The 11803-nt window shown below is 64.7% G+C and carries 9 protein-coding genes; 7 read left to right on the top strand and 2 right to left on the bottom strand.

What is annotated here, in order from left to right; all coding sequences use genetic code 11:
* Positions 1-57 precede the first annotated feature (57 nt).
* Positions 58-237, top strand: coding sequence for a hypothetical protein (locus RAD16_RS12950; RefSeq protein WP_458158263.1), 180 nt, complete (start codon positions 58-60; stop codon positions 235-237).
* 824 nt (positions 238-1061) lie between these two features.
* Here the strand turns inward: RAD16_RS12950 and RAD16_RS12955 are convergent.
* Positions 1062-1562 (bottom strand): Lrp/AsnC family transcriptional regulator, encoded by a 501-nt coding sequence (locus RAD16_RS12955; protein ID WP_458158264.1) that lies wholly within the window; start codon positions 1560-1562, stop codon positions 1062-1064.
* Between the two features lie 199 nt (positions 1563-1761).
* On the opposite strand from RAD16_RS12955, the gene RAD16_RS12960 reads away from it, so the two are divergent.
* The 6 genes from RAD16_RS12960 (at position 1762) to RAD16_RS12985 (ending at position 10190) form a co-directional block, all read left to right on the top strand.
* Positions 1762-2007 carry a hypothetical protein gene (locus tag RAD16_RS12960; RefSeq protein ID WP_458158265.1) on the top strand — a complete coding sequence of 82 codons (246 nt, stop codon included), beginning with the start codon at positions 1762-1764 and terminating at the stop codon, positions 2005-2007.
* A complete protein-coding gene (locus RAD16_RS12965; RefSeq protein WP_458158267.1) occupies positions 2004-3230 on the top strand; it encodes a thiamine pyrophosphate-dependent enzyme in 1227 nt (408 codons plus the stop codon). Before RAD16_RS12960 ends, RAD16_RS12965 begins: the two co-directional genes overlap by 4 nt.
* 3 nt (positions 3231-3233) lie before the next feature.
* The gene (locus RAD16_RS12970) at positions 3234-4250 is read left to right on the top strand and encodes an alpha-ketoacid dehydrogenase subunit beta (protein ID WP_458158268.1); all 1017 of its coding nucleotides are present in this window, start codon (positions 3234-3236) and stop codon (positions 4248-4250) included.
* Positions 4250-5533: a dihydrolipoamide acetyltransferase family protein gene (locus tag RAD16_RS12975; protein ID WP_458158269.1), complete on the top strand. Its 1284-nt coding sequence runs from the start codon at positions 4250-4252 to the stop codon at positions 5531-5533. The genes RAD16_RS12970 and RAD16_RS12975 overlap by 1 nt, the downstream gene beginning before the upstream one ends.
* 13 nt (positions 5534-5546) lie before the next feature.
* A complete protein-coding gene (gene lpdA, locus RAD16_RS12980) occupies positions 5547-6944 on the top strand; it encodes a dihydrolipoyl dehydrogenase (RefSeq protein WP_458158270.1) in 1398 nt (465 codons plus the stop codon).
* Between the two features lie 294 nt (positions 6945-7238).
* Positions 7239-10190, top strand: a complete 2952-nt coding sequence (locus RAD16_RS12985) for a tetratricopeptide repeat protein (protein WP_458158271.1) — start codon at positions 7239-7241, stop codon at positions 10188-10190.
* 24 nt (positions 10191-10214) lie between these two features.
* On the opposite strand, the gene RAD16_RS12990 is transcribed toward RAD16_RS12985, so the two are convergent.
* The gene (locus RAD16_RS12990; protein WP_458158272.1) at positions 10215-11777 is read right to left on the bottom strand and encodes a GMC family oxidoreductase; all 1563 of its coding nucleotides are present in this window, start codon (positions 11775-11777) and stop codon (positions 10215-10217) included.
* Between the last annotated feature and the right edge of the window lie 26 nt (positions 11778-11803).

An 11803-nucleotide genomic window follows, 5' to 3' on the forward strand; every position in this document is an offset into this window, starting at 1 on the left:
AACCACCGCACAGTGTCCGCGAGACCTACGTCCGAGGGGTTGGGATGGAGAGTTCTCATGACCAAGCAAATTGCCGCCTTTGCTCTCGTTGTTGCTGCCGCCGTGACTGCGGCCATGGTTCCTATTCACCGCGCCGTACCGGCGAGAACGATATTTGTTGCAGAATTAACAGCCGCCGCAGGCAATCTCCGGGCCAGTGAATTCGAGGACCGATGGCTTTTTCTCACCGAGCGCTAGGTGAACGACCGAGTGCCATCGGTTATTTCAGTACGATCTCGCCAGCGACTTCTCGATCTTGTCCGCGACGGCGGCTGAGCCTCGCTGATGCCGGGCCCGATGGCCTTGATCTGCGCGAGCACGTCGAAGCATCGCGGAAAGTGCCGAGGAGCAATCCAATTCCCGACACCTGGCCGCATAGAACGTCCGGCGACCCGAGTGACCGGCGTGGGCAGTGCCTCCCAACGTGAAACTAGGGCCTATTAGGGCCCGGTAGGTTCGGGCGGGTTTTATCTAACCCGGCAAAAATCGAAATATACTTTTGTTTTCCGATGCTTCCGCCGAATTCGATAGGCCCAAAATTTTGCTGGCGGAAAGGACCACACGGTTTTGCCGTACGCACGGTTCGCGTGTTCGCCGCAGTTTTCCCGGCCCTGTCGACGGAGCCGGAAACTTACTGGCGAGACGAACCTGACAGCGCCGCTCGTCGGCACGAAGCCAAGAACTCACGGAGAGCAATCCGCCCTGCCCTTGACTTCTCGTGCCCGACGCTGCCGCGTCCACCGCAAGCCCGGCTCGCGTATCGTGACGACCACACGATCGCCCCTCAAGGATGAGCCGGGATGCGCGAGACATACGATAAATCCGAATTTCGGTAAAGTGGAATATTTTCGCGGGGACGTATTGACAGACCGGGCAGGTGTTTTGCCCGTCGGGCAAAGCAAAGTCTCGTAGCCCGGATGGAGCGCAGCGTAATCCGGGAAAGGTGCCCCGCCGGGCGAGCGGCCCCGGATTACGCTGCGCTCCATCCGGGCTACAGAAGCCCCACCTCTTCACCGCCGCACCTACGGCTGACCGGCCTTGGACGGATCGATGGAGATCTGGCGCTTCAGGGTGCGCAGGCCGAATGTCGTTCGCGACTGCCGGATGCCCGGTATCCGGTACAGCGCCTGGCGCAGGAAGCGCTCGTAGTGATCGGTATCCCGCACGACGACCTTGATGAGGTAGTCGTATTCGCCCGTCACGAGATAGGCTTCCATCACCTCCGGAATGCGCGACAGCGCGGAGCCGAAACGCTCGAGCACCTTCTCGTCGTGCTTGTCCAGCGTGATCTCGACGAAGGCGACGTTGTTGTAGCCGAGATTGGCGTGATTGAGCACCGCGACGTATTTCTCGATCGCGCCATTCTCCTCCAGGCGCTTCACCCTGGTCCAGCACGGCGAGCTCGAGAGCCCGACCTGCTCCGCCAGCGCGCTCGTCGTCAGGCGGCCGTTCTCGCTCAGTGCCGAGAGAATGCGGCGATCGAGCTGATCCAGCTCCTCGACGGGGCCGCGCTTGGCAGGCATCAGATAATCCTTCTGCATTTTCGCCGTTTTTCGGGAAAATCTCCCGCCATTTCGGCCAATCCGTCGGAATTTTGGGAAATCTTCGCGAATGAAGAGATTATCATTGTGCCGCGAGAGACCGTGACATGCAACCTCAACAGCGCCGCTGCCTCAGCGTGACGGCCACCACGTCCGACCCTTCGACGGCATCGTCCGGCTTGTGCTCGACGCCGGCCGGTTCGGCTTCGGCCTCGACCAGGTCTCGATGACCACCCGCTCCGACGGGAACCGAACGATACGGATGGTTCTTGAAGTCCAGCCGTCGGCCGACTGCGCCGACCTCACGGAACGGTTGTCACGCCATCCGGCGATCCTGGACCTTCGCATCGCGGAGCTTTCACGCGAACAGTCCGATCAGCCGGGTGTCGCCGCTTCACAACCCGCAAACGAGCGGATGCTGCCATGACCAACCCACTTCACTTCCACGTTCCGGAACCAGCAAGCCGGCCGGGCGGCAAGCCGGACTTCTCCGGCGTCTCGATTCCGAAGGCAGGCTCGGTCCGGCGCCCGCCGGTCGATGTGCAGCCCGAGGAGATCCGCGATCTCGCCTACTCCATCATCCGCGTACTCAATCACGAGGGGCAGGCGATCGGGCCATGGGCGCCGGATCTCGCCCAGGACCAACTGGTCGCGGGCCTGCGCCACATGATGACCCTGCGCACGTTCGACGCGCGCATGCAGATGGCACAACGCCAGGGCAAGACGTCGTTCTACATGCAGCACACCGGCGAGGAAGCGGTGAGCTGCGCCTTCCGCATCGCGCTCGGTCCTGACGACATGAACTTCCCGACCTACCGTCAGGCTGGCCTGCTGATCGCGCACGACTATCCGCTCGTCGACATGATGTGCCAGATCTATTCCAACGCGAATGATCCGATGAAGGGACGCCAGCTTCCTGTGTTCTATTCATCCAAGAAGCACGGCTTCTTCTCGATATCAGGCAATCTCGCCACCCAGTTCGTCCAGGCCGTCGGCTGGGCGATGGCCTCGGCGATCAAGGGCGACAGCCGCATCGCGGCGGCCTGGATCGGGGACGGCTCGACCGCAGAGTCCGATTTCCACGCCGCCCTCGTGTTCGCCTCGACCTACAAGGCGCCCGTCGTCCTCAACGTCGTCAACAATCAATGGGCGATCTCGACCTTCCAGGGCATCGCGCGCGGCGGCTCCGGCACCTTCGCCGCACGCGGTCTCGGCTTCGGCATCCCCGCGCTCAGGGTCGACGGCAACGATTATCTTGCGACCTATGCCGTCGCGAAATGGGCCGTCGAGCGGGCCCGGCTCAATCTCGGGCCGACGCTGATCGAATACGTCACCTACCGCGCCGGCGCGCATTCGACCTCGGATGATCCGTCCGCCTACCGGCCGAAGCACGAATCCGAGGAATGGCCGCTCGGCGATCCCGTGATCCGGCTCAAGCAGCATCTCATCGCAGCCGGGGCCTGGTCGGAAGAGCGCCACAAGCAGGCCGAAGCCGAGATTCTTGCCGACGTCATCGCCGCACAGAAGGAGGCCGAGAGCTTCGGCACGCTGCACTCGGGCAGCAAGCCTTCGGCCCGCGACATCTTCGAGGACGTCTATGCCGAGCTGCCGCCGCATCTGCGGCGCCAGCGCCAGCAGATCGGAGTTTGAGCCGTGCCGCGCATGACGATGATCGAGGCAATCCGCTCGGCGCTCGACGTCTCGATGCAACGCAACGACGAGGTCGTGGTCTACGGCGAAGACGTCGGCTTCTTCGGCGGCGTATTCCGCTGCACGCAGGGCCTGCAGCAGAAATACGGCGTGTCACGCTGCTTCGACGCACCGATCAGCGAGTGCGGCATCGTCGGCACCGCGATCGGCATGGCGGCCTATGGCCTGCGCCCCTGCGTCGAGCTGCAATTCGCCGACTACATGTATCCGGCCTACGACCAGATCGTCTCGGAGGCCGCTCGCCTGCGTTACCGTTCGGCCGGCGACTTCACCTGTCCGCTGGTCATCCGCATGCCCACGGGCGGCGGCATTTTCGGCGGACAGACGCACAGCCAGAGCCCCGAGGCACTGTTCACGCATGTCGCGGGATTGAAGACCGTGGTGCCGTCCAATCCCCACGACGCGAAGGGCCTGCTGATCGCGGCCATCGAGGATCCGGACCCCGTCATCTTTCTGGAGCCGAAACGGCTCTACAACGGCCCGTTCGACGGTCATCATGATCGCCCGGTCACCCCATGGGCCAGGCACGAGCTCGCCGAAGTGCCGGAGGGACATTACACCACGCCGCTCGGCAAGGCGGTGACGCGGCGCGCCGGCGAGGCCGTCACCGTCCTGACCTATGGCACCATGGTTCACGTCGCGCTCGCCGCCGTCGAGGAGACCGGTGTCGACGCCGAGGTGATCGACCTGCGCACGCTGCTGCCGCTCGATCTCGAGGCGATTGCCACGTCCGTCGCCAAAACCGGCCGCTGCATCGTGCTGCACGAGGCAACGCTGACCTCCGGCTTCGGCGCGGAGCTCACCGCGCTGGTGCAGGAGCATTGCTTCTATCACCTCGAGGCGCCGGTGATGCGCGTCACCGGCTGGGACACGCCCTATCCGCATGCGCAGGAATGGGACTATTTCCCCGGCCCGCTCAGGCTCGGCCAAGCGCTGCGCGACATCATGGAGACACGCTGATGGGCGAGCGCAGCGTCAAGCTTCCGGACATCGGCGAAGGCATCGCCGAAGCCGAGCTGGTCGAATGGCACGTCAAGCAAGGCGATCTCGTTCGCGAAGACGATCTGCTCGCCACCGTGATGACCGACAAGGCCTCGGTCGAGATTCCCTCGCCGCTCGCCGGCGAGGTCGTCTGGGTCGGCGCCCAGATCGGTGACGCGGTCGCGATCGGCTCGACGCTGGTGAAGCTCAAGGTCGCCGGCGACGATGCCGCGGAGCCCGAAGACAAGACGCCGGCGAAAGCGGTCGCAACGCCGCCAGCCGTGACGAAGGCCGAACCTGCGGCTGCCGCGCCGGCGTCCCCTGCCCGCATCAGCCCCGCGGCCATCGAGGCCAGGCCAGTGACGACATTCGCGGTCCGCCGCGCGCCGGGCGAGAAGCCGCTGGCCTCGCCTGCCGTTCGTCTCAAGGCACAGGAAGCCGGCATCGACCTGCGCCAGGTCCAAGGCTCGGGTCCCGCCGGACGCATCACCCACGAGGACATCGACGCGTTCCTCGCGCGCGGCTCAGTGCCGGTGCATGGCCGCGGCCTGAGCCCGAAGACCGCCGTCACCGACGTCAAGGTGGTCGGCCTGCGCCGCCGCATCGCCGAGAAGATGGCGCTGTCGAAGTCGCGCATCCCGCACATCACCATCATCGAGGAGGTCAACGTCTCGCCGCTGGAGGATTTGCGCGCGACGCTGAACAAGAAGCCGGCGCCGGAGCAGCCCAAGCTGACGCTGCTGCCCTTCCTGATGCGCGCCATGGCCAAGGCGCTTGCCGAGCAACCAGCGCTCAACGCGCTCTATGACGACGAGGCCGGCATCGTGCATCAGCATGCCGGCATCCATATCGGCATCGCGACCCAGACCCCGTCGGGCCTCGTCGTGCCGGTGGTGAGGCATGTAGAGGCGCGCGACCTCCGCGACTGCAGCATCGAGCTCAGCCGTCTCGCGCAGCGCGCCCGCGAGGGCACTGCGACGCGCGAGGAACTGACCGGCTCGACCATCACCATCACCTCGCTCGGCGCGCTCGGCGGCCTTGCGACCACGCCTGTCATCAACCATCCCGAAGTCGCCATCGTCGGCGTCAACAAGATCGCGGTGCGCCCGCTCTGGGACGGCGCGCAGTTCGTGCCGTGCAAGATGATGAACCTCTCCTCCAGCTTCGACCACCGCGTCATCGACGGATGGGACGCCGCAATCTTCGTGCAGAGGCTCAAGGAGCTGCTGGAGAATCCGGCGACGATCTTCGTCGATCCCTGAGACAGGACAAGCCATGACCGAAATCACCTGTCAGCTCGTCGTCATCGGTGGCGGACCCGGCGGCTATGTGTGCGCGATCCGCGCCGGCCAGCTCGGCCTCGACACCGTTCTCGTCGAACGCGGCAAGCTCGGCGGAAGCTGCCTGAATGTCGGCTGCATTCCCTCCAAGGCGATGATCCATGTCGCCGAGGAATTCGAGAAGCTGACTGAAGCAGCGAACGGCAAGACGCCGTTCGGCCTGACGGCGGCGCAGCCCGCGCTCGACTTCGAGCAGGCGATCGCCTGGAAGGACGGGATCGTCCAACGGCTGAACAACGGCGTTGCCGCGCTGCTGCGCAAGGCCAAGGTCAAGATCGTTCAGGGCCATGGACGCTTCCGCGACGGCAAGACCATCGTCGTCGAGACCGAGACCGGACCGAAGACGATCAAGGCCGAGACGGTGGTGATCGCGACCGGCTCGGCCCCCGTCGAGCTGCCATCGCTGCCGTTCGGCGGCAGGGTCATCTCCTCCACCGGTGCGCTGGCGCTCGCAGAGGTGCCGAAATCCCTCGTTGTCGTCGGCGGCGGCTATATCGGGCTCGAGCTCGGGACCGCCTTCGCCAAGCTGGGCAGCAAGGTGTCCGTTGTCGAAGCGCAGGACAACATCCTGCCGCTCTACGATGCCGAGTTGACGGCTCCGATCACGAGGCGCCTCGCCTCGCTCGGTGTCAAGGTGCTGACCGGCGCCAAGGCGCTCGGCCTCACCGCCAAGAGCGACGGACTGCGCATCGAGACCGCCGACGGCCAGGAGCGTAGCCTTGTGGCCGACAAGATTCTCGTCACGGTCGGGCGTGCGCCGGTCACCGCCGCGCTGGGGCTGGAGCAACTCGTGCTCGACATGGACGGCCGCTTCATCCGGATCGGCCAGCATTGCGAGACCTCGATGCGCGGCATCTATGCGATCGGCGACGTCACGGGCGAGCCGATGCTGGCCCATCGCGCCATGGCGCAGGGCGAGATGGTGGCGGAAATTGCCGCCGGCCTGCCGCGCGCCTGGGACAAGCGCTGCATCCCGGCGATCTGCTTCACCGATCCCGAGATCGTCTCGGCGGGCTTGTCACCGGACGAGGCGCGCCAAGCCGGCATCAACATCAAGGTTGGACAATTTCCCTTTGCAGCCAATGGCCGCGCGATGTCGCGCCATGGCGAGGCGGGCTTTGTGCGCGTCGTCGCCAGGGCCGACAATCAGCAGGTGATCGGCATCCAGGCGGTCGGACAGGGCGTCTCGGAGCTGTCCGCCGCGTTCGGCCTCGCGATCGAGATGGGCGCGGTGTTGCAGGACATCGCCGGCACGATCCACGCGCATCCCACGCTGGGCGAGGCCATTCAGGAGGCCGCCTTCAAGGCGCTCGGCCACGCGATCCACGTCTAGGCTTTATCCCGCTCAGAGCGTCCGCGAGGCGGAGCCTTGCACGTCGGTTGATCGGCGCTGCAAGCCTTGGTACGCGAGAAGCCTTAGTACGCGAGAAGCCTTGCGGACAGCGCCTGCGAGGAAGCCGCGCCAGCCTCACGCCAGCCTCACGCCATAAACAATCTCAACGGGACGCTGCGGTCGCGCTCGGTGAACTCCGCCAGCATGGCCGAACGCGAAGGCCGGTGTGACGGACCTCGCTTCCCGTGACCGAGAACCGGCTCGTGTTTTACGTAGTCACCTTCTGGTCAGCTTATGAATCGCCAAGAGCGCCGGGTCGCGGCCAAGCAATCCATAACGGTCGCACCTCAACGCCTGCCGCAACATTTTGAGGCCTTGAGACAGGGCCAATCGCTGTTCAATCTCGGCCGCTATGCCGAAGCGCTGGAATGCTTCAACCTGTTCGAGAGGCACAATCCGGATATCGCGCCTCTCTATCAAACGCGCGGCCTTTGCTTCCAGCGGTTGGGCCGGTTCGCGGAAGCGCAGGCTGACTTCGAGAGGTCCATTGCGCTGAGCCCGGGCGAGGCGGAGACGCACAAGAATCTCGGCACGCTTCATTCGCGATTGGGGCGGATGGAGCAGGCCTTCGCGAGCATCGATCGCGCGCTGAAGCTTCGTCCGAATTTTCCCGCAGCACTCAACGAGAAGGCGCGGGCTCTGTGGAGCCTGCAATTGCTGGATGAGGCCTTCGCGGCCTTTCACCAATCGCTGGCGCTCGACCCGCACAATGCGCACACGATCTGGAACCTCGCGCTGCTTCAGATGCTGACCGGCGATTTCGAACGGGGCTTGCCGGGACGCGAGGCCCGCTGGAAAGCATCTCTCGGCCTCGTCGAGCGTGGCTTTTCTTGCCCCCTCTGGCTTGGTGACCAGCCGATCGAAGGCAAGACCATATTGCTTCATGCCGACGAGGGATTGGGCGACTCGATCCAGTTTGCGCGCTACGCACCCCTCGTGGCCGCGCTCGGGGCTCAAGTCATCCTGGAGGTGTCGACGCCGATCCAGCAACTGCTCGGCGGCATCCCCGGCGTCGCGAATTGCGTCGGCCGATCGTCGACGCCGTCGCTGGCGTTCGACCTGCACTGTCCGCTCGGAAGCCTGCCGCTGGCGCTCGGGACGCGGCTAGATACGATCCCGTTCGCGGAGCAGTATCTCCCCGCGCCCCCTGCATCCCGCGTGAAGGCGTGGGAAGACCGGCTTGGCCCTCACGATCGCTTCCGCGTCGGTCTGACCTGGTCGGGCAATCCGGACCACAACAACGATCACAACCGATCGATGACACTGCGCACGCTTGCGCCGCTGCTCGATTGCGACGTCCAGTTTGTCAGCCTGCAGAAAGGCGCCCGGGACCGGGACCGGGCCTTCCTCGGTGAACACCCTGATATCGTCGACCTGACCGAACATCTCACCGATTTCAGCGAAACAGCGGCACTGGTGTCCTGTCTCGATCTGGTGATCTCGGTCGACACCAGCGTCGTACATTTGGCCGGCGCGCTCGGCGTTCCGGTCTGGACGATGTTGCCTTTCAACCCGGACTGGCGCTGGCTGGTCAACCGCGACGACAGCCCGTGGTATTCGTCCATGAGGTTGTTCAGGCAACCCAAGCGCGATGACTGGGCCAGCGTGGTGGATCGTGTTCGCCTTGAGCTCAGGGCGCAGACCGCGGCATGGCAGTCGGGAACACCGCAACACCAGAGCAAGGCCCCGATACCACAGGATGCGGTCGTCTCTCATTGCCTCGGCAATCTATTCTGGCAGCGCAAGCGCGTGGACGATGCTGTGCTGCATTTCCAGCGCGCGCTGCAACTGCATCCACAATATCTGGATGCAGCGACCAGCTGCGGAAGACTGTTGTTCAGTCTCGGCCGGTATGCGGAAGCCCTCGAATACCTGGGCGTCGCCGAGAAGCTGAGCACAAAGTCCGCAGCCCTGTATCTACTGCGCGGCGAATGCTTTCAGGAGACGAACCGGTTCGCTGAGGCGGAGGCTGACTACGAGAAAGCCATTGCGCTGGACCCGAGCCTCGCGGACGCGCACAACAAGCTCGGCGTGCTCCATGCGAAACTTGGCCGTATGGACCAGGCATTGGCATGTTTCGATCGGACGCTTGAACTTCGACCGGATTTTGCTGCGACGCTGTCCAACAAGGCCTTGGTGTTGCTGAATCTGCAATTGCTGGATGAAGCGTCCGCGACCTTTCAGAGATCGCTGACCGTCGAGCCGGGCAATCCGCTGGCGACCTTCAATCTGGCGACGCTTCAATTGCTGACCGGAGAGTTCGAGCCAGGCTGGCGTGGGCGCGAAGCGCGCTGGAAACTTCCCGTCGGCATGCTCGATCGCGGCTTTTCCCAGCCCCTATGGCTTGGTGATCGACCGATCGAAGGCAAGACCGTCTTGCTTCATGCCGACGAGGGATTGGGCGACGCAATTCAGTTTGCGCGTTATGCCCCCATGGTGGCCGCGCTCGGCGCGCGAGTCATCCTGGAGGTCCAGCCTCCGATCCGGCGGCTCCTGGCCGAGGTGTCCGGGGTCGCAGCGTGTGTCGACCGGCCGTCTGCGACATCGCTGGCATTCGACCTGCACTGTCCTCTTGGAACCCTGCCATTCGCGTTTCGGACACGGCTCGATACGATCCCGAGCGCGGATCCGTACCTTCCTGCGCCGCAAGCGGCGCGCGTGAAGGCGTGGGAAGACCGGCTTGGCGCCCGCGATCGCTTCCGCGTCGGTCTCGTCTGGTCGGGCAATCCAGCTCACCGGAACGACCAGGATCGATCGATCGCGCTGCACAGGCTTGCGCCCCTGCTGGATTGCGATGTTCAGTTCGTCAGCCTGCAAAAGGACGTCCGCGATCGGGACCGGGCCTTCCTCGGCGAACACGCTGATATCGTCGACGTGACGGAACATCTCACGGATTTCAGCGACACCGCGGCGCTGATGTCCTGTCTCGACCTGGTGATCTCGGTCGACACGAGCGTCGTTCATCTTGCCGGCGCGCTGGGCGTTCCGGTCTGGACGATGTTGCCGTTCAACCCGGATTGGCGCTGGCTGCTCAATCGCAACGACAGCCCATGGTATCGGTCGATGCGGCTGTTCAGGCAAAACGCGTCGCACGATTGGTCTGACGTCATTGCGCAGGTACGCACCGAACTGCACAAGGTCGTTGCTGGCAGGGACCCGGCGACAAGGACGGTCGGCGCAGACTAGCGGCCCGTCCAGATCGCTTGGGTATTACCTTCTCAACCGGTCCGCCATGCGCTCGGCGATGGCGACCGTGGTCAGATGGGTGTTGGCGCGCGGGACTTCCGGCATGATCGAGGCATCGATCACCCGCAATCCCGTGCATCCGATCACGCGGCATTCGGGATCGACGACGGAGCGCGCATCATGAGGTGCGCCCATTCTGCAGGTGCCGCTGGCGTGCTGGGCGTCGCTGCACTCGGCGAACAGCCAGTCATCCAGCTCCGCGTCGCTGAGCGGCTCATCCATCGAGCGTCCACTGGCGCCATAGTCGACGCGGTCAGCGATCTCTTTCACCGCAGGCTGCAGACAGATGTCACGCAGCCGGCGGACGCCGTCGCGCATCCGCACGAGATCGCTGGGCTCAGACAGCATACGCTCCTCGACTTCAGGATCGACCTCGGGGTCGGTCGAGACGATGCGGACGTGACCCTGGCTGAAGGCCTGATAGACGGAAACGGCGATGCGCCCCAGCGCGACTTCCACCATCGATTGCTGGGATCGGGCAAGATTGCCGGCGATCATGATCATGTCATTCTCGCCGGCGCCTGCGAGACCGGACGAGTAGCGCAGGCAGCAATTGGTGTGCCGGTGCATCAGCGTGCTGACCTGGCTGCCTTCGCGCAGATGCAGCAGTGCGTTGATGATGGGATGATCGAGCAGATTCTCGCCGACCGGCAAGTCGGCGCGGATGGCGATGCCGAGCTTCTCCAGCAGGGCGGCGGGCCCAATGCCGGAGCGCTGCAAAATGGCCGGCGAATGAATCGCGCCGGCGCAGAGGATGACGTCGCGCGTCGCGCGCGGCGTGAACGACCGGCCGTTCACACGGACCATGACACCGTTGGCGTGCAGCCGGTTGCCTTCGAAGCTGATGGTGTCGACCAGGGCGTGACCGACGATGTCGAGGTTGGTGCGATCGCGCACCGGCTCCAGATAGCCGTCATTGGTGGAGATGCGTAAGCCGGCCTCGCTGTTGATGGCGTAGGGCGAGACACCGGTGCCGGTGGGCGCGTTGTGATCCTCGCACCAGCCATAACCGAGGCCGAGCGCCGAGGCGCGCAGCGCGCGGTCGACATTGCCCCAATCCGGAATCGGCGCGCGATAGACCGGGATCGGGCCGCGATCGCCGTGATAGGGGGCGTCTGGGAAATTCTTGTCCGTCTCCAGCTTGCGGAAATAGGGCAGAAGCTCGTCCCACGACCAGCCCGTGCAGCCGGCGGCCGCCCAGCGGTCGATGTCGTCAGGGACGGCGCGGATCGCGATCTGGCCGTTGATTGTCGAGCTGCCGCCCATGGCGCGGCCACGCCAGAGCAGCAGCGGCTGCTGCCGCTCGGTGCGGCGCGCCAACAGTTTCGGCCAGCGGAAGTCGTCGTCACCGATGGCGCGCATCGGATTGGGAATGCGGATGTGTTCCGGCGTGGTCGCGGTGCGCAGATCCTGCCCCGCCTCAAGCAGCAGCACACGATGCGCCGGGTCTTCGCTGAGACGCGCGGCAAGCGTCGCGCCGGCGGAGCCTCCGCCGATGATGATCGTGTCGTATTCCTGTTCAATCACGTCCTGTGCGCTCCGTTGGCGACCCC

It is taken from the genome of Bradyrhizobium sp. 18BD (assembly GCF_054185225.1).